Raw genomic sequence first — 26,221 nt, forward strand, 5'->3', positions numbered from 1 at the left:
TCGCCACGTAACGATGATTATATAGAGAGATTGATTTAGTGCCTAGTTTATCCCTGTACGGCGGCTGGATTGCCCGATCCCGTCCCGTCGAGGCCGCCGCAAGGATCTTATCGCCGCGCCCCCTCCGATATCGGGGCCGCGTTCCGCTGGCCGCCGCCGTTTATCTGCGCCAGCGCCAGTTTGACGGACAGGGTTAGCGGCACCGCCAGCAAAACGCCCGTCATTCCCAGCATCCCTTCCCATACCAGCAAGGATACGATCACCGCGCTGGTGGGCAAATTGAGTTTGCGCCCGATTAGATAGGGATCCAGCAGGCATCCCACGATCAGATTGATGAGCAGATACGCCAGCAACGCCAGCGAACCGGCGCCGATGCCGTTAAACAGAAACGCCTGAATCACGGGCGGGATAGCGGCAAGCACCGAACCAATAATCGGAATAAAATTCAGCAGAAACGCCAGTACGCCCCAAATGAAGGCAAATTTGACCTTCAGCAGCAGCAGGGCGGCCCACACCGCCAGACCGCACAGCAGGCTAATCAGCGTCTTCAGCGCCAGATACTGGGTGACGCAGGCGATGCCCTGACGAATAGCCTCAATGGCGGTTGGCGAATCCCGCAGCCGGCGCCGGCTTGCGGCGACCAGCGCAGGCATTTCGCACAGCAGAAATATCACCAGCAGGAATACCACCAGTATGGCCGACAGGATCTCTGATATCCGACCGACGGCGCGGGTCACGATGCCCAGAATTTTGCCGGGATTGAGTACCGTCATGATTTGATCGGGGCTGAGCGTCAGTCCCGCCCGCGTCAGCGGCGCCAGTCCGGCGATGAGATGGTTCGCCAGCAATCCCCGCATCTGGGTAATCATCAGTTGAAGTTCCGGCAGCGTATTGATGATTTTCGTCAGCGTGAGCAGCAGGGTCAGCAACAGACCGCCGCTCAGCAGCGCAACGGCCGCCAGGCGCGGTACGCCCAGCCGCGACATCATCGCGATCGGCGGCTCAAGGACGATGACCAGAAATAACGCTAATAACAGCAGCACGATAATCGGCGCAGCCAGACGAATACCGATTACCACAATCACCAGACAAGTCAGCATCAGCAGGCCTTTCAATACCACATCGCCAGGTTGTTTAGTGATGTTCATGCCGGCCTCCATTTACCGGCGGGCAAGCCGGTCGTTGCCGGCAACGCTCCCGCAGACGTTGGATGTGCAGGTATAAGGCCGGGATAAACAGTATGCCGACGCTGGTGGCGGCCAGCATGCCGGCGAAGAGCGTGACGCCGATGACCTGGCGGCTCAACGCGCTGGCGCCGCTTGCCAGCATGAGCGGCACAACGCCGATGATGAATGAGACGGCGGTCATGATAACCGCGCGAAACCGCTGCCGGGCGCCCTGAAGCGCGGCCTGCCGCAGACTGTATCCCTGAGCGCGCAGGTTGAGCGACAACTCCACCATCAGAATGGCGTTCTTGGCGGCCAGGCCGATCAGCAGCATCAGGCCGATTTGCGCATAGATATCGTTGGACAAACCAGCCAGCCGAAGCCCCGTCATGGCGCCGGCCAGCGCAAAAACGACGGAGAGCAGCACCGCTGCCGGTATACTCCAGCTTTCATATTGCGCGACCAGAAACAGATAGGCGAATACCAGCGCCGCCAGAACGAGATAGACGATTTGGCCGCCGGTCTGCTGTTCCTGTAGCGATAATCCGCTCCAGTTGAAGCCATAACCGGACGGCAAATGTTGCGACAGAACGTGTTCCATTGCCTGCATCGCCTGTCCCGAGCGAACGCCTTCCGCGCCCGAACCGGCGATCGCCACCGACGGGAAGAGATTGTACCGGGTCAGAAAGGGGGCGCCGAGCGACGGTTGCAGCGAGACCAACTGGCTGAGATTCACCAGCGCGCCGCTGTCGCTGCGCACCGATAGCCGATGGATCTGTTCGCTGCGCTGCCGGTAGTTCATCTCATTTTGTACTTGTACCCGGAATAAACGGCCGCCGTGGGTAAAATCCCCGGCCAGAGAGCCGCCGAATGCCGTCTGAAGCGTGGCGAACAGGCGGTCGACCGGCACCTGCAACAACGCGGCGCGCTCACGATCGATGGCCAGGGTATATTCCGGCGCGGCGGCGCTGAAGGTGGTAAACACGCGTTGCAGTTCGGGCCGTTGATTGGCGGCCATAATCACGGCGTGACTGATGCGGGCCAGTTCCTGCGGCGACTGTCCCGCAAAGGCCTGAAGTTGCAGATCGAAGCCGGCGGCATTCCCCAGACCGCTGATGGGCGGCGGGGCGACAGCCATCAACATCGCCGAGGGGATCGTCGTCAGCTGCTGCTGGATCGCCGGCAACAGCCGATCGACAGCGGGGCGCGTTTCCCAGGGGGTCAGCATGATGATGGCGAATCCGGTGTTGGCGGAATTGCCGCCGCTCATCAGGCTGAACCCGGCGATCTTGATGATATCCTCAATGGCCGGGTTGTCGGACAGCCGCTGATACATCTGCTCCAGCACATCCTGGGTGCGCGCCAGCGAGGCGCCATCCGGCAGTTGCACGTTGACGAACAGGTAACCCTGATCTTCCTGCGGCAGAAAGGTGGTGGGAAGCTGACGGTAACTCAGCCAGATGAGGGCAACGGCGCCGACGATAACCAGCAGGGTCGTCGCGCCATAGCGATTGATGGCGCCGCTCGTTTTCACGTAGCCTTCCCGGGTCGCGTCGAGCAGGCGATTGAATCCGGCCAGCATCCCCGACGATGTCGCCGGACGGGCGCGCAGCAGCATCGCCGATAGCGCGGGCGTCAAGGTCAGGGCGTTGATGCTGGAGAGCACCATGGCGGTGGACAGCGTGACGGCGAACTGGCGGTACAGCTCGCCGGTAATGCCGGGCAACATGGCGACCGGGGCGAATACCGCCAGCAGCACCAGCGTGGTGGTAATAACCGGCCCGGCGATTTGGCCGACCGCTTCGCGCGTGGCCTGAAGCGCGCTTTTCCCCTCGGTTTCGCTCATCAGCCGTTCGACGTTTTCCACCACCACGATGGCATCGTCGACCACAATATTCAGCGCCAGAATCATCGCGAACAGGCTGAGCATGTTCAGGGTATAGCCGGTCAGATAAAGCACGGCGACCGTCCCCAGCAGCGACACCGGAATGGTCAGCGCCACAATCAGGGTGGCGCGCAGGCTTTGCATAAACAGATAGACCACGGCCAGCACGATCAGCAGCGTCAGCGCCAGTGAAAACAAAATCTCCTGCAACGAGGTTCGCACCGACTCGCTGGCATCGAATTTCACCTGATAGCGGATATCGTCAGGGAAATCGACGGCCAAACGCGCCATCTCCTGATTAATGGCCCGTACCAGATTCAGCGCATTGGCCCCCGGCGCCGGATAAACCATCAGCAGCACGCCGGGGGTGTTGTTGACGGTCGCATTAATTTGATAGTTTTCCGCGCCAAGCTCAATAGCGGCGACGTCCCCCAGCCGTACCATGCCGCCCTGAGCATTACTGCGCAGAATGATCCGCGAGAACGCTTCCGGCGTGGCCAGCCGGCCTTGTCCGCTCAGCGTCAGCGTCTGCCGCTGGGTCGCGGGCGCCGGGGACGAGCCTATCTGGCCCGCCGCCGCCTGCACATTTTGCTGTTTCAGCGCGGCGATCAATTCGTCGCTGCTGATGTGCAGCGCTTCCATTCGCTGGGGATCCAACCAGATGCGCATGCTGTAATCGCGCGCGCCCAACATCTCCACGTCGCCCACGCCGTCAATGCGAGCCAACACGTCGATCAGGCGCTGACGGGCAAAATTGCTCAGGTAGAGGTTATCAAAGGTATTCGCGGGCGAGACGATGCTGATCCCCATAAGGATGTTGGTGGCGCGTTTATGCACGGTCACCCCCTGACTGTTCACCTCCGGCGGTAGCTGCGCGCCGACCTGAGAGAGCCGGTTCTGCACGTCCACCATCGCCATATCCGGGTCGGTACCGCTGGCGAAGGTAATGTTCAACTGATAGCGGCCATTGTTGCTGCTGTTCGATTCCATATACAGCATATGGCTGACGCCATTGAGCTGCCGCTCAATCGGGCCGGCGACCGCCTGCGTGACGTCATTGGCGCTGGCGCCCGGATAAAAGGCGCTGACGCCGATCACCGGCGGCGTGATGTCAGGGAACTGTTCCATCGCAATCAGCCGTAGCGCCAGCAATCCGCATAGCGCCGTGATCAGCGCGATAACCATCGCGAACTTGGGTCTTCTGATGAAAAAATGTAACACGGTGCTTTCCTTATCGGCTGGCTGCCGTCGCCATCACCGGCCCGCCCGGGCGGATGTGCTGAACATCAGAAATGATGACCCGCTGGCCGTCTTCCAGACCGGAGGTCACCGGGTAATATCCTCCGGACAGGGCGCCGATCGTGATGCGCCGCGCGACGGCCCGCTCCTGCTCGTCCACCGCCAGTACAAAGTAACCCTGATTGTCCTGTCGTAGCGCGGCGGCCGGTATCATCGGCGCCTGCGACGCCGCGGTATGCAGGACGACATTGACCACGCCGCCCGGCAGCAATTTTTCCTGCGGATTGGCGAATCGCAGACGCAGTGCGACGGTACCGGTCTGCGGATCAATGTGGTTATCGATGGCGTCAAAGACGCCGCCGTAGGGATAGCGGGTGCCGTCGCTCAGCAGCAACTGAAGCGACAGCGGGGCGAATTCCCGCGCGCCGTGGATATCGGTTTTTGCCAGGCGGCGCAGATAGTCCGGTTCGTTGACGGCAATGACCACCCGCAGCGGATCAAGCTGCGTGACTGTCGCCAGCGTGCCGCTCGCCGGCCCGACCAGGGTTCCCGCATGGTAGGGGCTATGACTGATACGCCCGCAGAAGGGGGCGGTAATGCGGGTATAGCCAAGAAAGATCCGCTGCGTGCTCAATTCGGCCTGAGCCTGCGCCAGCGCCGCCTGGGCCATCTGCCAGTCGGCTTTGGCCGCGTCCTTGTCCGCCTGACTCACCGCGCGGCTGACTGTAAGCCGGCTGAGACGCGCCAAATGCTGTCGGGCGTTATTGGCGCCGGCGTCGGCGCTGGCGACGGCGGCTTTGGCTCGCGCAACGGCGGCCTGCTGCTGCGCCGGATCAATTTCGAACAACAGTTGACCCGCCTCGACCCAGTCGCCGTCGTGGAAATGACGCCGGGCGATAATGCCCTCCACCCGCGAGACGACATCGGCGGAGCGTATGGACTCAAGGCGGCCCAGATAAGTGCGATCCGCTTCCTGATGCCGGGTTATGACGTCGGCAGTGGTCACCGTCGGTCTGACGATAGCCAGCGCGGAGCCGGACAGCAGCGCGGCGACAAGCAACAGGCCCCGCGCGGGGATTCTGTGGTTAAAGGTCTCTTTCATCATGTGCAACCTGGTCGAAATAGGAGGCCGGCGGAGATCGCCGCCGACGGTTGTCTGGGGTTCAGGCAATACAGTGCGATAGCGTGTTCGTGGTCAAACCATAGCGTTCCGCCGCGGCCTGCAACGTCCGGGTGTCGGCGGGGCCGGGGTCGGGATGCATTTCGCCATAGCGATAAGGCTTGCCCAACAGCGCATATTTATTCAGGCCGAAGCGGTGATAAGGCAGCAAATCGATGCCGGTAAAGCAGCGGCTATGGCGGCTGAGTGAATGAATGAGCGCCATCATTTGTTCCGCCTGTTGCGGCCCGTCATTGACCTGCGGGATGACCGGTATACGGATTCGTACCGGAATATCCCCGGCCAGCAGCCGTTGCAGATTACGCAAAATAGGCCGGTTGCTGACGCCGGTATAACGCAGATGCATGCCGTCATCCGCCAGCTTCAGGTCATACATGATCAGTTGACTGTATTCACAGGCTCGCGTCAGCGATGACCAGGGGGCAAAACCGGAGGTTTCCACGGCGGTGTGAACGCCTTCTTCCCGGAGCGTGGCCAGCAGCGCGCGGGCGAATGCCGGCTGAAGCGCCATTTCTCCGCCGCTGAGCGTGACCCCGCCGCCGGAGACCCGATAGTGGACTTCGTCGGCCATGACTTGTCGGCGAACCTGTTCGACGGTGTAAATCTCGCCGACCCGGCGCGGCGCCGAGTCGCCGGCGAACAGGAGCTCGCTATGGGGTGAAATCCCCTCCGGGTTGGCGCACCAGGCGCATTGCATCGGACAGCCTTGCAAAAACACCACCGTGCGGATGCCCGGCCCGTCATGCAGAGAAAAGCGCTGGATATTGAATACCCGGCCGCGGCAGCGCCGCAGATCAGAAGTGACGCAGCAGGGTGCGGCTGATAATTTCATCCTGTACCTCACGGCTGAGTTCGACAAAAAATGCGCTATAACCGGCGACCCGAATCATCAGGTTGCGGTAGGCGTCCGGGTTTTGCTGGGCTTTCAGCAGGGTAGCGTTATCCACATAGCTGAACTGCATCTGCGCATTCCCCAGCAGGCTGGCGGATCGCAGCAGGTTAATGATCCCCTGTTCGCCCTCCGGCGTATCCAGCATGCCGTACATCAGTTTGAAGTTATGCACCATCCCGATTTCCATCTCTTCGACATTGATACGGGCGATGGAATTGACGATCGCCGTCGGCCCGGCGATATCCGACTGCTGGGACGGGCTGATGCCGTCGGCCAACGGTTGTCCGGCCAGTCGACCGCTGGGCAAGGCGCCGGTAATCAGGCCGAACGGGGTATTGTTGGAAATGGAGAGCGTGCCGTGGGTGAAAGGGCCGTACAGCATGCGATACTGACGATGTTCATATTCGGTGAAGCGGATCAGATCGCGGGCGATCAGGTCGACTTCTTCGATATCGTTGCCGAATTTGGCAATATTCAGGCACTGGTCGCGCAGTTCCGCATGGTCGCGGAAGTTATGCCGCAGCGCCTGCGCCATTTCCGCCGCCGTGACTTTGCCCTGACGATAGACCAGTTCACGCATCACCATCATCGAGTTGGCGAAATCCGCCATGCCGGTCCAGATCAGACCCGGCCCGTTATTGATCTCGGCGCCGCCGTGCATCACATCGCGCCCGGAGGCGACGCAGCCTTCAATCAGGCAGGAGATCAGCGGTTTCGGCGTGTGGGCGCGGTGCAGTTTCTGCACCATAAGCGAGGCGTGCGCCGCCTGGCGGATAATGTGGCGCAACTGGGTTTTGACCGCCAGTTCGAAACCCTCATAGTCCGTCAGGGTACGGATATCGCCGGTGGCGGGGCCGACCTGCGTGCCGCTGGCGCGCTTGCCGTTATTCATCGCCAGCTCAATGGCGGCGGTAAACGTCGTGTAACCGACGGAGGTCCACTGATAGATTTTGCCTGACTTTTGCGGTTCCACGCAGCCCATCAGGCAGTAATCGCGGGCATCTTCATAATCGAAACCTTTACGCAGCATCATCTTGATATGGGCGTCGTCGAAGTGACAGGCGGGAAAACCCATTCCGGCGCGGATCACCTCCACCACCTTGCGCATGAAATGCTGCGGCGTGCGGTTATGGATCCGCACCGCCAGCCCCGGCTGATACAGTTTCAGCTTGCGCGAGCACTCCATAAACAGCAGAGAGAGCGGGTTGGTGGCGTCGCCGCCTTCGCGTTTCTGGCCGCCGACCACCAGATTGATAAAAGGCTGGTAGCCGGCAAAATACATGGCGGTATCGGCGCTGCACACCCACATGCATTCCGACATTTTGATCAGCCAGCAGCAGATCAGCTCTTCGGCCTGCGCTTCCGTCAGGGTTCCATTCGCCAGGTCGGCTTCCAGATAAGGCCAGAGATATTGATCGGCTCGTCCGAGCGAGATGCCGGTCTGGTTCTCTTCCAGAATAAACAGAGATTGAACGAACCATATGGATTGCAGCGCTTCATGGAAGTTGCGCGGCGGTTGTTCCGGCACGCGCAGGCAGATTGCCGCCAACTGTTCCAACTCCGCCTTGCGCGCCGGGTCGGTCTGCCCTTCGGCAAGCTGTTGCGCATAGGCGGCATAACGGTGCGCGTATTCAACCACGCCGTCGCAGGTGTCGATCACCGCCTGATAGAAGCACCGTTTTTCCATTTCCTCATCGGAAATGCCGCTCAGGGCGAGCAGCGACCGGCGCGCCTGTTCCCGCACGCCGCCCATGCCCTGGACGAGCAGGATATTGTCATAGCCGGGACAGGTATCGCCGCCGCCGTTCTGGGTTTTGATGGTTAAATCGCAGATATTTTCGTCATGGCTCCAGGCCCACAGCCCGGCCTGACGCAACTGCGTTTCCGCCATCTCATCCAGGGAACGACCTTGCCAGAATGGCAGGATATGCTCGCGCAGCTCGCGTTTATCGGCATCGCTGATGAAGTAGGGATCCTGGGCGCGGGCGGCCATGGTGTCCAATTCGTCCGCCACCCAGCGCCAGGCGATTTCCGGTGAAATCTCACCGCCGCGCGCCCGACCGGCGGGATGGCTGATAATCAACTCGCCGTCTTCTATTACCAGCGGCGCAAGCTGACAGGCGCGGCGAAAGGCCAGCGCGCGCAGTTGAATGGCCGCCATGCCGGGATAGCGCTGATAAATTTCCGTGACGGCCCTGGCGCGTGAAATAGAGATAAAGGGTTTGGCCTGTAAATAGCGATGGCGCAGCGCATTAATTCGTACGGATAACGCTTCTTTATTATTCATTGGAATACTCCCATTGTTATGCAACCGGCGACAATAAAACCAAGGCCGATTACGCCGAATTTGTCCGGCTTCTGCTGATAAAAAATAAACCCGGCAAAGGCAATAAATATAATGCCCAGGCCGCACCACAACGCGTAAGCCAATCCGGGAGACATCAGCGACATCGCCTGGGCCAGCGCGTAGAAACACAAAAGATAAGATCCCACGGCGAATAATGACGGAATCGCTTTGCTGAAATTCCGGGTTTTTAACAGCAGACTGGTACCGGTGACTTCCAGCAGTACCGCGATAAATAGCCAGAAGGTGGACATAAGAAAGGTCGTCATATTCTTTCCGCCTGTGTTTCTGTATTGGACAGTAAATTAATAATCAGCACGCCGATAATAATTAACCACATGCCGATAATTGATCCGCTCTGTAGCGTTTGATTAAATAAAAACCTGCCGATAAAGTTTGTCGCCAGAATACCAATGCCGGACCAGATGGCATAAGCCAGCCCCATCGGGATTCTTTGCAGCGCCAGCGTCAGGGTATAATAAGAAACGGCATAACCGATGGTCGCAAATACCGCGGGGATCGCCTGACTAATGCCATCGGATAAAATAAGCATGGTCGTGGCGAATATCTCGGTAATGACCGCGATAAATAGCCAGAAAAAACATTTACTACGACTCATTGTGACGTCCTGATTTAAAATAAAGCGCTCGCTCGAGCGCATTGGATTATTTAAAAACTCGTTTATGACGTTATTGAGGATATTTCCACGAATAATTTGGCTGCTATCCTTGGGAATATCTCTTCGTTATCCCCGAATATTTCCCCGTCATCTCCAAATATCTCCTCGTCATTCCCGAATATCTCCCGTCATCCCCGCGGCAGTAGGCGGGGATCTCCCGCTGAAACCGTGAATAGTCATTGACTGATTCCCGCCTGCGCGGGAATGACTGAGGGGAAAGTCATTCCCGAATATCTCCCCGTCATCCCCGCGGCAGTAGGCGGGGATCTCCTGCTGAAACGGTAAATAGTCATTGACTGATTCCCGCCTGCGCGGGAATGACTGAGGGGAAAGTCATTCCCGAACATCTCCCGTCATCCCCGCGGCAACAGGCGGGGATCGCCCGCTGAAACCGTGAATAGTCATTGACTGATTCCCTCCTGCGCGGGAATGACTGAGGGGAAAGTCATTCCCGAATATCTCCTCGTCATCCCCGCGGCAGTAGGCGGGGATCGCCCACTGAAACCGTGAATAGTCATTGACTGATTCCCGCCTGCGCGGGAATGACTGAGGGGAAAGTCATTCCCGAATATCTCCCGTCATCCCCGCGGCAGTAGGCGGGGATCTCCCACTGAAACGGTAAATAGTCATTGACTGATTCCCGCCTGCGCGAGAACGACACAGAAGAGTACCTGTCATCCCCGCGGCAGTAGGCGGGGATCGCCCGCTGAAACGGTAAATAGTCATTGACTGATTCCCCGACTGCGCGGGAATGACTGAGGGGAAAGTCATTCCCGAATATCTCCTCGTCATCCCCGCGGCAATAGGCGGGGATCGCCCGCTGAAACGGTAAATAGTCATTGACTGATTCCCGCCTGCGCGGGAATGACACAGAAGAGTACCCGTCATCCCCGCGGCAGTAGGCGGGGATCTCCTGCTGAAACCGTGAATAGTCATTGATTGATTCCCGCCTGCGCGGGAATGACACAGAAGAGTACCCGTCATCCCCGCGGCAGTAGGCGGGGATCGCCCACTGAAACCGTGAATAGTCATTGACTGATTCCCGCCTGCGCGGGAATGACTGAGGGGAAAGACATTCCCGAATATCTCCCGTCATCCCCGCGGCAGTAGGCGGGGATCTCCCGCTGAAACCGTGAATAGTCATTGACTGATTCCCGCCTGCGCGGGAATGACACAGAAGAGTACCCGTCATCCCCGCGGCAGTAGGCGGGGATCTCCCACTGAAACGGTAAATAGTCATTGACTGATTCCTACCTGCGCCGAAATGACTGGGGGAGCGTTATTTCCCGGATTGCGTTAATTAGCCGCGCCTTTAGAAACTCAGCGCGCCGCCGACATATGGGCCTTCGATCAGACGCTGGTTGGGGCGCGCGTTTTTACCGTCCATACCGATATAGCGATAACCGGCTTTCAGCGTCAGCGGTTGCACCGGCGCCCAGCTCAAACCGGAATCCACGTCCAGGTAATTTTTGGCGCTGTTGCTCAATTGCCGGGGAGCGGTATAGGCGCTGGCGTAAAATCCGACCGCGTCATTAACCGGCAATTGCAGGCCGGCGCCGACCGGGAAAACTACGCCTTCGCCGCTGCCGGTAGAGCCTTTAATGTAATTGGCCTGAATGCCCAGATTGACCAGCGCCGGGCCGACAGGCATGTTGATGCCGGTTTCCGCGCCGGCCACTTCATGACCCCTTTCATTATTCTTAACCCAGCCGCCGTTGATATACAGGCCGGCGGTGTGCTGTCCCAGACCGACGTTGACATCGGTAAAGTTCTTACCGACATCGATGCCGCCTTCCATTGCCTGTACTGCCGGGATACTCATCATCGTCGCCAGAGAGAGACCGATAACCGTGGTGATATTTTTTACTGTCGTACGCATTTTCATTTACCTTTTTAATCTGAGGATTGATGAAACCACCGTGAAACCCGGTGTGTTTCGTTGAGGCATATGAAACACCACTGACGCCGCCATCCACAATTTAATTATGAAAAAACAGAATACTTAGTTTTTTATTCCGATAATGTTTTCATATTTATATTTAGATTCTGTTTTATGTGTGAATGAGCGACCTGCGCGCGGGCGGACGAGATGAGAGCATGGGCTGAAAAAGGATTGATCATCGGATCGGAAAAGATAAGGAATGGAACCGCTTACCGCCACGGCCTTTATTCAGATAAACTTATTGCCGCATGTGCCGATGACTTAAGCTTAGGTAACCATTTTTCGTATGGTCAGAGAATTTGAATCGATGAGATCGAACGGCAGAAAAGCAAAAGTCATCATGGCGCTTAATATCGCGTGCGGCGCCCTGTGTCTGTTGCTAATCGGCCAGTTCGTGACGGCCAAAATGGATCAGAATAAATTGAAGTATTATAGCGACGCGCTCATTCGTCGCGCCAATGGCGTGGCGATGCAAACCGCGCAGGCGATCAATAACGCCGGCTATTCTTCAGTGACGCCCTGTTCCGACGACGACTTGTATCAGTTGCGTTTTCTGGCCTATAAATACCGTTACCTGCTGGATGTCGGCCGCCTGCGCGACGGCAAACTGATTTGTTCCGCCGGGCGCGGAATTCTCACCCCGCCGGTGGCTTTGCCTAAGCCGGATCTGGTGGAAAAAGACACCGGATTTTGGCGCGCGGCGAAGGGATTGCTTGATCCCAGAATGGAAATGGATATCGCCGCCCGGGGCGATGTCGCGGTATTCACCTCTCCCGATGCGTTCCACGGTTTTTCCCTGCCGGCGCCGGGTTATAGCGCGCGGATGACGACCGTGGATGAACGGCACATTTACCAGACATTCGGCGCCGGCGATGAAGAATATTCGCGTCAGCCCAGCGCATGGTACCATCAGTATCGCCTGGGATATCAGTGCAGCAAAGTTTATAATATCTGCATCTATGTCCGCATGAACTCATCGGGTATTTTTGCTCTCCCGCCTTATATCGTCGCCATTCTTGCGCTGCTGGGCGGCATATTGAGCGGATCTTTATCGCTGGCGGCTTTCTTGCTTATTGAACGCAATAGATCGTTCAGCAAACAGGTTTATAGCGCGGTATGCGCTAAGCAACTGCACGTTAATTATCAACCCCTGGTTTGCCTGCGCAATCACAAGGTGGTCGGCGCGGAAGTACTGGCGCGCTGGACGAATAATAAAGGCGAAAATATTCCGCCGGATGTGTTTATTCCGGTTGCGGAGAAATTGGGCATTATCGGGGAAATTACCCGGCAGGTCGCGCATCTGGCGCTGGACGAGCTAAAGGATATTCTGATCCAAAATAAAAATTTTTACCTCAGTATTAATCTGGATATTAAAGATATCGTGGAGCCTGAGTTTCAGTCTTATCTGGATCGGCTTGTTGATTCCTTTAGCATTGCCAGAGAACAGATTATGCTGGAAATAACCGAACGTTCGACGGCCAATCATGCGGTGATGTCCGAAAGGCTCGCGATATTACATGACGCCGGTTATAAAATCGCGCTGGATGATTTCGGCACCGGTTATTCCAATTTATCCTATCTTGCGGTGATGCCTTTTGATGCCATTAAAATAGATAAAATGTTTACCGAAGCCATTGGCACGGATTCGATTAATGCGCAGATGGTCGAGCATCTCTTTAGTATGATGGCGATGTTCAACGCCACCGTGGTGGTCGAAGGGATCGAAACCTATGAACAGGCCGTCTATATCGGCAATCGCTGTCCCCATTCGGTCGGGCAGGGCTGGTATTTTGGCAAACCGATGAGCGCGGGATATTTCAGAAAATATTTTCAGGAAAGGGCCATCAATAAAATCTGACGCCTCAAATTACCCTGGCGGATATCGATGGTTGCGGGCGGCCTGCATGAACCTTTGGATAAAGCCCCGCCGGCGGGCGGGGCGGTTACACGGCGCTTTAGAATGTTTCCCAGTTATTCTCGTCGCCGGAGGGTTTAGCCGGAGAGAGCGTGGCGTGGGTTTTATTCGCCAATAGCGCCGTCTTTGCCGTTTTATGGCCGTCGCCGTTCAGACGCGTATCGGCCTGCTGCGTCGCGGACAGACGAAAAGCGGCCACGGCCCGGTTCAGCGCGCGCACCTGTTCTTCCAGCGCGACGGCGGCGGTCGCCGATTCTTCCACCAGCGCGGCGTTCTGCTGGGTTACGCTGTCCATCTCGCTTACCGCCACGCCCACCTGTGCGATGCCTTTGCTCTGTTCGTCGGAAGCGGAGGCGATTTCGCCCATAATATCGGTTACGCGCGTCACGCCGGAAACGATCTCCTCCATGGTTTCCCCGGCATTTTCCACCAGTAAGGAACCTTCGCTTACGCGGCTGACGGAGTCGTCGATCAATCCTTTGATCTCTTTGGCCGCCTGTGCGCTGCGTTGCGCCAGACTACGCACCTCGCCCGCCACCACCGCGAACCCGCGGCCCTGTTCGCCGGCCCGTGCGGCTTCCACCGCCGCGTTCAGCGCCAGGATGTTGGTTTGAAAGGCGATGCCGTCTATCACATTGATGATATCGGCAATTTTCTGTGAACTGCCGGCGATGTTGCGCATGGTCGACACGACGTTATTCACCACTTCGCCGCCTTTCTGCGCGCTGCCCGACGCGTTCAGCGCCAACTGGCTGGCCTGACGCGCGTTTTCCGCGTTCTGTTTCACCGTGGCGGTCAACTGTTCCATACTGGCCGCCGTTTCTTCCAGCGACGATGCCTGTTGCTCGGTGCGGGAAGAGAGGTCGTTGTTGCCCTCGCTGATTTCCGTGGCGCCGGTCAGGATGGATTCCGCGCTGGTGCGCACTTCGCTCACCAACTTGATCAGCTCGTTTTGCATGTGGCGCAGGTTATCCGCCAGCGTACCCATTTCATTCTTGCCGCGTACGTTCAGCGTATGGCTCAGATCGCCGGTGGCGATATGGCGGATATAGTCAATCACGCTGTTCAACGGACGGATCAGCAAGTTCTTGCTGCCGAACCACGCCAGCAGCGACAGCAGCGTGATAAGCGCGATCGCTATGCCCAGCGTCCACAGCGATAGCTGATAGTTGCGGTTATTTTGCTGGTTAATCTGCTGATAGAGGTGGTCAATGTCGTTCTGATAGGTCTGGTAGGCCTTTTCAAGATTGTTCTGGAAGCCCTGGGTCGGCTGATCGAGAAACTTTTGAATTTCGTTGGCGGAGAGGAATTGAATCAATTCGGCAAGGGCGGCGTGATAGGCGAGATAATGTTTTTTTACCTCGCTGATTAACGAGGGATCCAGACTGATGTCGCCGGCCGTTTTTTCATAGCGCAGGAAGCGTTCGTTGGCCTCATTCAGCGTGGACTGCGCCGAGGCGAGCAGGCCGCTGGAGTCCGCTCTGGCTCCCAACCCGTTGATTTCCAGCACCGCTCGTGTACCTGCGCGGTTCAACGTGATACGGGTTTGCAGCAGTAACGACCAGGCTGCGTCCAATTCCGATTTTTGCTGATTAACCGTCTGTGAAGCGCTAAACGAGGCTTTACTGTTGGTTAACGCGTTAAAGAACAACCCACCTGAAACTAATTGCAGCGTGTAGAAAAGCGACAGCACGACAATCAATCCAGTCACTACTTTTATACGATTAAACATTTTGTTCCCTTAAAAAAATAACCATATGCAGTGTTGCCCCATAGTTATCGTCGGCTTTCCCTATAACTTTATGCTATGTAAATACGAACTTTTATGCGCGTTGCGTATAAAATTCATAATGGCCGCGGCTCTCGCAGCCGGCGGCGCGACACCCCGCATCGCCAAGGTTCCCGGGCATCAGGCATGCCGCTTTTTCGCGTCGCCAACTATCATGGCGCTACTTATTACGCCGAACGTTGCCATGGTTTGATATTAAATAGCTGGCCTCATCATATTTGGCAAAAAATAGATTTTTGCCAAATATGATGCCGATCAATTTAGCATGGGATTGTTTATATCGGTAAATGCGATACGCGATATATATTCTCGCCGAGCCGTTGTTATCTAAAAAATTTTTCAGTTTTTAAAATCAAAAATAAATTTCCTCATTACGTCATGAAAGATTGTTATTTATGTTTTCAGCCGTATTTCTGCATAGTCATGACGGTTAACGGGAAAGTAAGGAATAAATACGTCGGGATTTCTGACGGCAATTTATTAAATAAAAATTTGATAAAATAACTGAGGTGTTATGTATGGCAGAGGCTATTCATTTTGATGAGCTTTCATTGGATCAGGCGGTTGAAAGCGCTGAAACGCGCGGGATCGTTATTTTGCCGGTGGCGACCACCGAAGCGCACGGCACCCATCTGCCGCTGGGAACGGATATTTTTACCGCTGAATGGATTGCGGCGGAATTAAGCCGTAAAACGGGGTTGCCCGCGCTGCTGCCGACGCCGATAAGAGCCGGGGCGTCGCCGACGTTTCATTACGATGTCAACGGCGATCCGATCCCCGGCACGCTGGCTATCGGCCATGCCACCATGCATGCGCTGATTAAGGACATCGTGCGCGGACTGTGGGCCACTGGATTTCGTAAAGTCATTATTATTCAAGGTCATGGACAAGAACCGAATTTCCAGGTTATCGCCCATGAGGTGGCGACCGAACTGCGCCGCGAGGGGAAAGCGATCTTTATCGGCGGCGCTACCTATTGGGAACTGGCGGCGCAAACGCTGCGCGACGAGCTGAATACGCCGTTCTATCACGCCGGGGAAGAGGAAACCAGCAACGTGCTGTTTGTCCGACCCGATCTGGTGAAGCTGGATACGGTGACCGGACATGAATTGAAACCGCTGCTCGATCGCAATTTGCTCAAGCGCTCCGTCACCCACGACGAAACGGAGACATTCGGCGTGATGGATATCGCCACCTGGATCCCGATCCCCGCCGCGGGCCATAAAAGTCTCGGCGGGCTGGGGCGCACCGAGGATATCCTGACCGCCAGCGCGGAAAAAGGGCGCAAAATATTAAGCAAGGCGGCGGACCGCTATCTGGCGCTGATTCGCGATTTGGAAACCCATTACGCGCCGGCGGAAGTACCTGGCGTGGATGTTAAAACCCGTCCCGCCGAGCCGCGCTTCAGCGTTGATTATTAAGCTGAAAATCAACAATGGCGGCGGAAACGCCGCGCTAGCCGACATGACGTTATGCTGGGGAGGCCGGATTAGCTTTTTTATTGCTGATTATTCCCGCCGACCGGCAATAGCCGGCGCGGGGTAATTCATTTAAATTAACGTTTGTCGTATCCGCTACAATGGAAAATATGATGCCGATCAATTTATAAATCGCGTAATAAAATTCATTATCAAATATTGAAACGTCGCTATGGCGAATGATGTGGGATAACCTTTTATATCCTATGGTTTTTTATTTTCTGATGATCGGGTAAGCCCATATTGACGGGGTATTTGTTGCTCATGCCAAAAAGATGATGTTTTTTAACAAAAGGGTAACGGAAATATTTAATTCCGTTTTTCACATAATGATAGTTGATTATTTAATTTATTTTTAATCCCCTTTATTGGTAGCGTTTTTATTGAACGCGGATGAGATATTTCCCCCTGTTGGTCGGGGCGTTTATTTAATTTATATGGGAAGTGAAGAGATGATTTCAGGAAAGTATGCCGGATATTTATACATGATGTTTTCCTTATTAGTCGGCGCTATTTTTATGCCTTCTCATGCAGCGCAGGCGCAATCGCAGACGATAGTATTCGGCGTGGCGCCGGGGCCGTATAGCGACATGATTAAGTACGCCATCAAACCGGGGCTGGAGCAGAAAGGTTATCAGGTCAAGATTACGGAATTCAGCGATTATGTGCAGCCGAATCTGGCGCTGGCGAATGGCAGCATCGACGTCAATTTATTTCAGCATCTTCCTTATCTGCAAAAGTTTTCCGCCGACAAGGGGTTGAAACTGTCGCGGCTAATTAATGTTCCTACCGCCGGGCTGGGGATTTACTCCAGGAAAATTAAAAATCTGGATGAGCTGAAGCGCGGCGATGTGGTCACGCTGTCGAACGATCCGACCAACCTGGCGCGCGGGCTGCGTTTTCTGGCCAGTCTGGATCTCATCACCCTGAAAGGGGATATCGATGCGACGAAAGCCACGGAAAGGGATATCGGCGGCAACCCGCGGGGGCTGGCGCTAAAACCGCTGGAAGCGGCGCAATTGCCGCGCACGCTGGACAGCTCCGCCGCTTCGCTGGTGAACGGCAACTTCGCCATCGCCTCCGGTCTCAAGCTTTCGGACGCCATCGCGCTTGAAACGCTTGAGGAAGATCTCAAGAACGTGGTGGCGGTGCGCACCGAGGATTTGAACAAGCCCTTTGTCGCCGATATTAAAGCGACCGTCGAGTCGCCGGAATTCGCCGCGGTGATACAGGATCCCAAATACATCTTTCGCGACTTCCAGAAACCGCAGTGGCTGCAAGAGAAGTTAGCGCAGAATTAAGGGCATGTCATGACGAGCACAACAACCTATCGACGTTATTGGGATGAGGTGGAAATACTGCCCCGTCAGGAACTTGAAGCGTTGCAACTGCAACGATTAAAAACCACCTTGACCCATGCCTACCAACATTCCCCTTACTACCGGGAAGCGTTTGAACGGGCGGGCGTCCATCCTGACGATTTGCAGCAACTGGACGATCTGCGTCGCTATCCGTTTATCAATAAGCAGATTGAAAGAGAGCGGCAGGAGGCCGCGCCCTTGCTGGGGGATATTCTGGCGGTTGCCGAAGAGCAGGTGGTCTATGTCTCGGCGTCATCCGGCAGCACCGGCGTGCCGACCTTGAGTCCGTTCAGCGCTGACGATTTCGAGCGTTATCAGGATATTCAGGCGCGGCTTTTTTGGGCGGTCGGCATGCGGCCCGACGATCGCTACGTGCATGCGCTCAACTTCACGCTGTTTGTCGGCGGGCCGGATGTGATCGGCGCCCAGAAGCTGGGAGCGCTCTGCTTTTGGGCCGGCACCATCCCGTCCGATCGCCTGCTGTATATTATGAAAAACTTCCGTCCCACCATCACCTGGACCACGCCGTCCTATGCCTGGCATCTGGGGGAAACGGCGGTTGCCCAGGGGCTCGATCCGCGCCGGGATTTGGCGCTTAAGCGCATTATCGTTTGCGGCGAGCCGGGCGGATCCATCCCGGAGACCCGGCAGGCGATCGAAGCGCGCTGGGGCGTTGAGGTTTATGATTTTTACGGCATCTCCGATATTTACGGCGCCTGCGCCGGTTCCTGTGAACAGAAGGACGGCCTGCATCTGGCCGAGGACGATATTCTGCTGGAAGTGCTGGACCCGGCCACCGACGAACCGGTTGCGGACGGCCAGCCGGGCGAAATGGTGCTGACCACGCTGACCAAACAGGCGCGTCCGATGATCCGTTTTCGCACCGGGGATATTATCATCGCCGACCATTCGCCCTGCGCCTGCGGTCGCACGCATGTGCGCATCACGGTCACCGGGCGCAAAGACGATATGTTTATCGTCTCCGGCGTGAACGTCTTCCCCGGCGATCTGGAAGCGATCGTGCGCGCCACGCCGGAACTCAATGGCGAATACCGTATTACGCTGTATGAGGAAGATCATCTGACGCGCTTTGATCTTGAAGTCGAACGCAGCGGTGATACGGGCGAAGAGGATGAACAACTGGCGGCGCGTTTGCATCAGGAGATTAAAACCCGGCTCGGCGTCCGCCCCAAGCGCGTCCTGCTGCTGGCGCCGGAAACCCTGCCTCGTCATACCCACAAAGCGAAACGCGTTATCGATACTCGCAGTGCCTGCGCGCTCTGATTTTTACTGACGACACACCATAAGAGGCATAGGTAAACGTATGCTTGATATTCTTTGGCTGGGCCGCGGAGGCCAGGGGGCTTTTACCGCGGCGCGGTTACTGGGGCTGGGCGCGGTGCGCTTTGCCGATCTGGAGGCGATGGCCTTTCCCTCTTTCGGCCCGGAACGCCGGGGCGCGCCGGTTTACGCCTACACGCGGTTATCGCGCTCGCCTATCCGCGATCGCAGCCCGGTGCGTCAGGCTCAGGTGGCGGTGGTGATGGACGACACCCTGCTGCCGCAGTTGCGCGTCGATCAACTGTCCGCCGGCTCGCTGATCCTGATTGACGGCGAGCACGAGCCGCGTTTTCAGCCGCGGCCGCACGGGCTGGAGTGGCGAGTGCCGGCGCGCGCGCTGGCCGAACATCATCTGGGCAGCCGGCATACCAATACCGTCCTTCTCGGTATCCTCAATGGGCTGCTCGACCTGTTGCCGTCTTCCGCGCTGGAGCAGGCGATTATTTCCGAGTTCGCGCCTCACCGGCAGCCCTCCGCGCCGTTGCCTGAACGGGCGCGCCGCAATCTGGCGGCGTTTGCCGCCGCCGGCCAGTTCGGCCAGGCGGAAAAAAACAGCGCCGCTCCGCTGACGGCGTGGCTGGCGGCCCACCATCGCCCGGCGGCGATTCAGGAGGCGGCGCATGGCTGATTCGAGCAAAGACGCCGACGTGAACGGCGTTGACGGCAACGCGGCCGAGCGTCCGCGCCGCGCCCGCAAAGGCGGGACCAGCCAGGACCCGCTGCCGGTGGCCTTGTCCGGCCCCTGTCGGCTGCGCGCCCATCAAAGGCCCGACTTACGGCAATGGCCGGCTTCGCCTCAGCTTGCCTCCGGCTATCTGGCGGCGGAAAACAGCGGCTGGCGCACCTCGCGGCCGAAAATCGAAGACGGCGCCTGTATCTGCTGCAACCTGTGCGTATTGCTTTGCCCCGACGGGGCGCTGGCCAATACCCGTGACAACTATCCCCGCCTGCTGGCGGAGTGGTGCAAAGGCTGCGGCATCTGTGCGCTGGAATGTCCTAAAGACGCCATCACTATGGTGAGCGAGTCCGACGCGTTATTAACGGATAGCCGGCGCAGTGCCGTTACGGGAGAACAGCGATGAGTCAATCTGCAACCGCTAGCGATGGGTTGAATACCCGCGATAAGGGCGAACGCCTGTTCCTGTGCGGCAATGAGGCGGTGGCCCACGGCGTGCGCCTGTGCCGTCCCGCGGTGATCGCCGCTTATCCCATCACGCCGCAAACGGTGGTGGTGGAGCGGCTGGCGGAAATGGTGGAGGAGGGCGAACTTGACGCCGAATTCGTCCATGTGGAATCGGAACACTCGGCGCTGTCGCTGGTGATGGGCAGCGCGGCGATGGGCGTGCGCACCTTTACCGCCACCTCCTCGCAGGGGCTGCTGTATATGGCCGAATGTCTGCCCTACAGCGCCGGCGGGCGTTTTCCGCTGGTGATGATGAATGCCAACCGGGCGCTGGCGCTGCCGTGGAATATCTATGGCGATCAAAGCGATTCCCTTTCCCAGCTCGCCAGCGGCTGGATCCAGGTTTACGCCGAAACCGCGCAGGAAAGTCTGGATCTGATTATTCAGGCCTATGCGCTGGCCGAACACCCCGCGGTGCGTACGCCGGTGCTGATCAATCTGGACGGTTTCGTGCTGACCCACACCTATGAGCCGGTGCAGTTGCCGCAACAGGCGTTGGTGGATTCGTTCCTTGCGAACCGCTTTTTTGCCGAGGGGACGCCGGGAACCTTCAGTCTTGAGCATCCGCAGAGCCTGGCGATCACCGCCGGGCCGGGAGAGTACACCGAGTTCAAGTATCTTCAACATCAGGCGATGCGCGGCGCGTTAGCTGAAATCGCCGCCATCGGCCGGCGTTTCCGCGCCCATTTCGGTCGTGGGGAAGAGGGGATGACCGACGGCGTTATCGAAGGTTATCAACTGGACGACGCCGAACGGGTGGTGATTACGCTCGGCAGCGTGGCCGGTACGGTGCGCGCCGCCGTGGATGCGCTGCGCGCGCGGGGCGAAGCGGTCGGGCTGCTGCGTTTGCGTTACCTGCGGCCTTTCCCGCAGGGCGCGGTGCTCGACGCGCTGTTTGGCGCCCATCGCACCCGCCGGGTACAGGCCGTCGCCGTGCTGGAGAAGGACATTTCTTTTGGTCAGCAGGGCGCGGTGGCGGTGGAGATCAAGTCCGCGCTGTTCGATTACGCCAGCGCGACCGGCAAGGGCGTACCGCGTTTGCTCAACCAGATCGCCGGACTGGGCGGGCAGGAAATCGGGCTGGAGGATGTGGTGCGCTTATATGGCGAATTGTCACGCTTGCCCGTCCGTTCCGCTGAGGAGCCGGATTTGCGTTTTCTTGGCATTGACCCGTCGGAGCCCGATCGCCCTTCGTCATCGGTTGCCGCTCAACGGGAGGACATCCATGTCCATATCGATTAAAAACCTGCCGCCGGAAGAGTACTTCATCGGCCATAAAGCCTGCGCCGGCTGCGGCGGCAGTCTGGTGGTGCGTCTGGCGCTGAAGGTTTTCGGGCCGAAAACCCATGTGGTGATCCCGGCGGGCTGTATGTCGGCGGTCGGCTTTATCTATCCGCAAATGGCGGTGGGGGTGAATGCGATGATCGCGCCGTTCGCCGCCACCGGCGCGGTGCTTTCGGGGCTGGCGGCGGCATTGCGCGCCAAAGGCGTCCGCGATATTCCGGTGGTGGGGTTCGCCGGCGACGGCGCCACGGCGGATATCGGCCTGCAATCCCTGTCCGGCGCGTTCGATCGTCAGGAGCGCATCATCTATATCTGCTATGACAATGAAGCCTATATGAATACCGGCATTCAGAAGAGCGGCGCCACCCCCTGGGGAGCCAGAACTACCACCTCGCCGACCGGTTTCACGCCGCGCCGCCTTAACGTCAAGAAGGATTTATTGCAGATCGCCGCCGCCCACCATGTGCCTTACGCCGCCACCGCCAGCGTGGGGCAGCCGTCCGATCTGCTGAAAAAGCTGGAGAAGGCGGCGTCCGTCGACGGTCCGGCGTTTCTGCACGTCTTCGCCCCTTGTCCCACCGGTTGGGGTTGCGCCAGCGACAGCACGATAGCGCTGGGGAAAAGCGTGGTGGATACCGGGCTGTGGCCGCTGCTGGAATATCAGAACGGGGCGCTGACCATCAATCGCAATCCTAAACGTTTTGCGCCGCTGGAAAGCTATTTCTCGCCTCAGGGCCGCTTTAAATCCCTGACGCCGGAAGTGCTGAGCGAACTGGCCGAGGCGCGGGACGAACGCTGGCGCGAACTGCGCGCCTGGGCGGATGCCGCCGCGCTGACCAAAGTATCCTGAGGCGGGCGGCGATCGCCTGTTTGCAGAGACGGGCGCGCCTCTGGTGGCGCTGAAAATTTACCGCGCCAGGGACTGGCGCACGGCTTCCAGACCCGGTTTGCCGTCCAGCGTGGTGACGTTGTTCAGCCAGGGTTCCAGCTGTTGCAGGTTGGCGCTGATCTCGGCGCGCGCGGCGTCACGCGGCGTTTGCTTATCGTCCAGCAGACGTTTGATCACCTTGTTTTCCAGGTCGACGCTGAATTGCAGATTGCTGAACAGCCGGGCGACGTTGGGGCAAGCCTGCGCATAGCCTTTGCGCACCACGGTATTGACCGTCGCGCTGCCGTAATTCGGGCCGAACCACTCATCGCCGCCGCCGAGGTAGACCAGGGAATGACGGGTATTCATCGCGTGGGGCTCCCAGCCGAGGAACACAATCCACTCTTTTTTATTCACCGCCCGTTCAACCTGCGCCAGCATGCCGCTTTCGCTGGATTCCACCAGCGACCAGTCGTCAAGGCCGAGCTCCTTCTGGTCGATCATGCGTTTAATATTCTGGTTGGCCGGCGCGCCCGGCGCGATGCCGTAAATTTTATGCTGGAACCGATCGCCGTATTTCGCCAGATCGGCAAAGTTTTTTACCCCGGCCTGGGCGACGTAATCCGGCACCGCCAGGGTGAATTTGGCGCTGGCCAGGTTGGCGGTCAAGACTTCAACCGAACCGTCGCGGGTAAATTTTTCAATGACCGGCTGTTGCGCGGGCATCCAGTTGCCGAGAAAAACGTCCAACTGGGCGGATTTCAGTCCCTGAAAGCCCAGCGCGACCGACAGGTTTTGCACCTGCTGCCGATAGCCCAGTCCTTCCAGCAACACGCCGGCCAGCGCATTGGTGGCGTTGATGTCGGTCCAGCCCGGATCGGACATTCTCACTAACCGGCAGCTGGCGTCGTCGACGGCGGCCTGGGCCGAAAAAGCGCTGCCGAGCAGTAAGGGGATAAGCAGTGTGACGGCGGAATGACGAAAGCGCATGATAAATTCCCGTGTTATTGGTTATGAGAGGAAGAGTGAGGACGTGGAAAACGCGCCACCGCCTCTTGTTCGTCCAGTGTCTGATTATTGCGAATATAGCGGCGGCTGGCGTCCTGCACCGGCTGATAGTCCCACGCCGGCGCCGCGCCGTGCGCCAGCGCTCGGTTGAGAAACAGGCGGTTTTGCTGGCTTTGCAATACGCGCTGGTGCAGCGCCGGCAGATCCCAGCGCGACGCCACCTCGTCGCGCAGCGCCGATAGCACCGGCAGGCAATCGGCGTCCGCGGCCAGATTGCTCAGCTCAAGCGGATCTTCGCGCAGGTTGAATAACAGTTCGGGATCGCTGAGCGAATGCACGTATTTCCAGTCGCCGCGGCGAATCATCACGATGGGCGCCAGCGCGCCTTCCGCCAGATATTCGGCATACACGCCGTCGGGGCCGGCTTCCCGGCGCAGATGGGGCAGCAGACTGTGTCCGGCCAGCGTCGCGGGCAGCGATGACGGCTCGCCGCCCGCCAGCGCCACCAGCGTGGGCAGCAGGTCGGCCAGCGAGACGCTGGCGTCGACGCGATGCGCGGCAAAACGGTCCGGCGCATGGACGATAAACGGGATGCGCGCGGCGCCCTCAAAGAAGCCCATTTTATACCACAGCCCGCGTTCGCCGAGCATTTCGCCATGATCGGAAATCACCAGCACGATGGTGTTCTCGTCCAATCCGGTCTGTTGCAGGGTAGCGAGAACGGCGCCGAACTGATCGTCGACATAAGAGACCGCGCCATAGTAAGCGTGGCGCGCGCGGCGGATCTGTTCGTCGCTCAGCAGGTCGTCGGTCAACTGGTATATCTTGCGCAGCCGCCGGGAGTGCGGGTCCGACGGCGCCTGTGCGGCGCTCACCTTCGGTAAATCAATATCCTGCGGCGAATAACGGTCGAGATAAGGCTGCGGTATGGCGAAAGGATCGTGCGGGTGGGTCAGGGACATCAACAGCAGGAACGGCTGCTGATTGCCCTGACGGGCGATATCAAACAGCTTCTGCCGGGTCAGGAACACCGCTTCGTCGTCGAAATCCAGCTGATTGGTGCGAATGCAGGTGCCGGCGTCGATCACCGAACTCATATTGTGATACCAGTCGAGCCGTACTTCAGGATTTCGCCAGTCTGGCGTCCAGCCGAAATCAGCGGGATAGATATCGGTGGTCAGACGTTCATTAAAACCGTGTAGTTGATCGGGGCCGCAAAAATGCATTTTGCCCGCCAGAATGGTGTGGTAACCCTGCACGCGCAAATAATGGCAGAAGGTCGGTTGTTCCGCGCTGAATTCGGCGGCGTTATCAAAAACGTTATTCTCGGAATTTAACAGCCCGGTCATTAATGTCGCGCGGGACGGCGCGCATAACGGGCTATTGCAATAGGCCGATTCAAACACTACGCCCTGTTGCGCTAATTTATCAATATTGGGCGTTCTGGTTATTTTATTCCCGTAGGCGGAAAGTGCGCCCGCGGTTAATTGATCCGCCATTAAAATAACGATATTCGGTTTTCTGCTAAGCATATATCTTAAATCACCTTAAGAATACGACTTCATTAATATAATTTTTTATCTCATAATCTCCACAGACTGTGAACGGGTTAAAAACTTATGCCTTGATAAGAGGGGATTATGTCAGCAATTAATCGATTACCGTCGCTCCCGGCATTAATATTTTTCGAGGCGGCGGCCCGTCATCTTAATTTCACCGCGGCGGCCGAAGAACTGGGAACCTCGCAGCCGGCGGTCAGCCAGCGAATTAATCAGTTGGAACGCGAACTTGGCGTGGCGTTGTTCGAACGTCGCCATCGCGGCGTATTATTAACCCCGGAAGGCGATCGGCTTTACCATATTGTTTACAGCAGCCTGACGGATATCAGCCAACAGATTGAAAAAATAAAGAAAAAGAAAACCAGAGATACCCTGCGCATCGATACCGATATGGGCTTCGCCAGCTACTGGCTGCTGCCCCGGCTGGATAAATTACAGCGCCTGATGCCGGACGTGGACGTGCAGATTTCCACCTCTCCCAATGACTTCAACCTGCGCGACAGCCACGCTAATCTCTCCATTACCTTCGGCAACGGCCACTGGCCGGGATGTCACAGCGAAAAGCTGTTTCCCGAGCTGGTCGTCCCGGTTTGCACCCCTGAATTTATCCGCCGGTATGGGCCGCTGGATACGCCGCAATCCTTGCTCAAGGTGCCGCTGCTCAATTTGCCGGAGACCAATCCGAGCCGCTGGCTGACCTGGTATGACTGGTTCGGCTCTCAGCGAATTACTCTTGATAATTCAGTCGCTTCGTTAACCTTTAACGCCTATTCCCTGCTGATCGAGGCCGCGCTGAAAGGCAAGGGCGTGGCATTGGGCTGGATGCCGCTGGTGGGGCAACTGCTGGATGACGGCGAACTGGTTATCCCGTGCGGGCCAGAGGTGAAAACCGAGCGCGGCTATTATCTGATCCAGTCGCAGCGCGACAGCGAATCCGCGCTGTATCACCGGGTCAAAGAGTGGCTGATTAACGAATCATTTTCCTTCAAAAGCCGGCATGAGAGTTATTTTCAACCGCAGGGATGAGTTAAATTATTTTGTTATAACTCAGATGATAAAGTTTTATTGGCGCGGTGTTATTTCTTATACAGTGAGCCCCGATATGCGG

20 protein-coding genes are annotated in these 26,221 nt (G+C 57.6%); 9 read left to right on the forward strand and 11 right to left on the reverse strand.

The features are described 5' to 3' along the window. Positions 1-107: 107 nt before the first annotated feature. The 8 genes from ABRZ26_RS08530 to ABRZ26_RS08565 form a co-directional block, all read right to left on the reverse strand. Positions 108-1,148 (reverse strand): AI-2E family transporter, encoded by a 1,041-nt coding sequence (locus tag ABRZ26_RS08530; RefSeq protein ID WP_319603833.1) that lies wholly within the window; start codon positions 1,146-1,148, stop codon positions 108-110. After that, the gene (locus ABRZ26_RS08535; RefSeq protein WP_319603834.1) at positions 1,135-4,272 is read right to left on the reverse strand and encodes an efflux RND transporter permease subunit; all 3,138 of its coding nucleotides are present in this window, start codon (positions 4,270-4,272) and stop codon (positions 1,135-1,137) included. The genes ABRZ26_RS08530 and ABRZ26_RS08535 overlap by 14 nt, the downstream gene beginning before the upstream one ends. Before the next feature lie 10 nt (positions 4,273-4,282). Next, the gene (locus ABRZ26_RS08540; protein WP_319603835.1) at positions 4,283-5,395 is read right to left on the reverse strand and encodes an efflux RND transporter periplasmic adaptor subunit; all 1,113 of its coding nucleotides are present in this window, start codon (positions 5,393-5,395) and stop codon (positions 4,283-4,285) included. 58 nt (positions 5,396-5,453) lie between these two features. Continuing rightward, complete coding sequence (locus ABRZ26_RS08545) at positions 5,454-6,302, reverse strand: glycyl-radical enzyme activating protein (RefSeq protein WP_319603836.1); 849 nt, start codon at positions 6,300-6,302, stop codon at positions 5,454-5,456. Continuing rightward, the gene (gene cutC, locus ABRZ26_RS08550; RefSeq protein ID WP_319603837.1) at positions 6,265-8,649 is read right to left on the reverse strand and encodes a choline trimethylamine-lyase; all 2,385 of its coding nucleotides are present in this window, start codon (positions 8,647-8,649) and stop codon (positions 6,265-6,267) included. The genes ABRZ26_RS08545 and cutC overlap by 38 nt, the downstream gene beginning before the upstream one ends. Further along, positions 8,646-8,975, reverse strand: a complete 330-nt coding sequence (locus ABRZ26_RS08555; RefSeq protein WP_319603838.1) for a DMT family transporter — start codon at positions 8,973-8,975, stop codon at positions 8,646-8,648. Before ABRZ26_RS08555 ends, cutC begins: the two co-directional genes overlap by 4 nt. After that, complete coding sequence (locus tag ABRZ26_RS08560) at positions 8,972-9,325, reverse strand: DMT family transporter (protein WP_319603839.1); 354 nt, start codon at positions 9,323-9,325, stop codon at positions 8,972-8,974. The genes ABRZ26_RS08555 and ABRZ26_RS08560 overlap by 4 nt, the downstream gene beginning before the upstream one ends. Positions 9,326-10,697: 1,372 nt before the next feature. Beyond that, positions 10,698-11,264: a YfaZ family outer membrane protein gene (locus ABRZ26_RS08565; RefSeq protein ID WP_319603840.1), complete on the reverse strand. Its 567-nt coding sequence runs from the start codon at positions 11,262-11,264 to the stop codon at positions 10,698-10,700. A gap of 403 nt (positions 11,265-11,667) precedes the next feature. Here ABRZ26_RS08565 and ABRZ26_RS08570 point away from each other — a divergent pair, with 403 nt between their 5' ends. Further along, positions 11,668-13,185: an EAL domain-containing protein gene (locus ABRZ26_RS08570; protein ID WP_319603841.1), complete on the forward strand. Its 1,518-nt coding sequence runs from the start codon at positions 11,668-11,670 to the stop codon at positions 13,183-13,185. Positions 13,186-13,282: 97 nt separating this feature from the next. On the opposite strand, the gene ABRZ26_RS08575 is transcribed toward ABRZ26_RS08570, so the two are convergent. Then, entirely contained in the window at positions 13,283-14,974 is a 1,692-nt protein-coding gene (locus tag ABRZ26_RS08575) for a methyl-accepting chemotaxis protein (RefSeq protein ID WP_319603842.1), read from the reverse strand. Between the two features lie 575 nt (positions 14,975-15,549). Here ABRZ26_RS08575 and ABRZ26_RS08580 point away from each other — a divergent pair. From ABRZ26_RS08580 to ABRZ26_RS08610, 7 genes are all read left to right on the forward strand, one after another. Next, positions 15,550-16,452, forward strand: coding sequence for a creatininase family protein (locus ABRZ26_RS08580; RefSeq protein ID WP_319603843.1), 903 nt, complete (start codon positions 15,550-15,552; stop codon positions 16,450-16,452). A 545-nt stretch (positions 16,453-16,997) separates the two neighbouring features. Then, a complete protein-coding gene (locus ABRZ26_RS08585; RefSeq protein ID WP_413556143.1) occupies positions 16,998-17,810 on the forward strand; it encodes a MetQ/NlpA family ABC transporter substrate-binding protein in 813 nt (270 codons plus the stop codon). Positions 17,811-17,819: 9 nt separating this feature from the next. Beyond that, entirely contained in the window at positions 17,820-19,154 is a 1,335-nt protein-coding gene (locus ABRZ26_RS08590; protein WP_319603844.1) for a phenylacetate--CoA ligase family protein, read from the forward strand. 40 nt (positions 19,155-19,194) lie between these two features. Continuing rightward, positions 19,195-19,839 (forward strand): 2-oxoacid:acceptor oxidoreductase family protein, encoded by a 645-nt coding sequence (locus ABRZ26_RS08595; protein WP_319603845.1) that lies wholly within the window; start codon positions 19,195-19,197, stop codon positions 19,837-19,839. Then, positions 19,832-20,293, forward strand: a complete 462-nt coding sequence (locus tag ABRZ26_RS08600) for a 4Fe-4S dicluster-binding protein (RefSeq protein WP_319603846.1) — start codon at positions 19,832-19,834, stop codon at positions 20,291-20,293. The genes ABRZ26_RS08595 and ABRZ26_RS08600 overlap by 8 nt, the downstream gene beginning before the upstream one ends. After that, positions 20,290-21,636: a pyruvate ferredoxin oxidoreductase gene (gene porA / locus ABRZ26_RS08605; protein ID WP_319603847.1), complete on the forward strand. Its 1,347-nt coding sequence runs from the start codon at positions 20,290-20,292 to the stop codon at positions 21,634-21,636. The genes ABRZ26_RS08600 and porA overlap by 4 nt, the downstream gene beginning before the upstream one ends. Next, positions 21,620-22,528, forward strand: coding sequence for a thiamine pyrophosphate-dependent enzyme (locus ABRZ26_RS08610; RefSeq protein ID WP_319603848.1), 909 nt, complete (start codon positions 21,620-21,622; stop codon positions 22,526-22,528). The genes porA and ABRZ26_RS08610 overlap by 17 nt, the downstream gene beginning before the upstream one ends. Before the next feature lie 57 nt (positions 22,529-22,585). Here ABRZ26_RS08610 and choX read toward each other — a convergent pair whose 3' ends face one another. Next, complete coding sequence (gene choX, locus ABRZ26_RS08615) at positions 22,586-23,536, reverse strand: choline ABC transporter substrate-binding protein (RefSeq protein ID WP_319603849.1); 951 nt, start codon at positions 23,534-23,536, stop codon at positions 22,586-22,588. A gap of 14 nt (positions 23,537-23,550) precedes the next feature. After that, positions 23,551-25,086 carry a choline-sulfatase gene (betC, locus tag ABRZ26_RS08620; RefSeq protein ID WP_319603850.1) on the reverse strand — a complete coding sequence of 512 codons (1,536 nt, stop codon included), beginning with the start codon at positions 25,084-25,086 and terminating at the stop codon, positions 23,551-23,553. A gap of 108 nt (positions 25,087-25,194) precedes the next feature. Between betC and ABRZ26_RS08625 the strand changes: the two genes are divergently transcribed. After that, the gene (locus tag ABRZ26_RS08625; protein WP_319603851.1) at positions 25,195-26,139 is read left to right on the forward strand and encodes a choline sulfate utilization transcriptional regulator; all 945 of its coding nucleotides are present in this window, start codon (positions 25,195-25,197) and stop codon (positions 26,137-26,139) included. Positions 26,140-26,221: the final 82 nt, after the last annotated feature.

Source organism: Brenneria sp. L4-2C, assembly GCF_040240335.1.
In the GTDB taxonomy this organism is placed as follows: domain Bacteria; phylum Pseudomonadota; class Gammaproteobacteria; order Enterobacterales; family Enterobacteriaceae; genus Brenneria.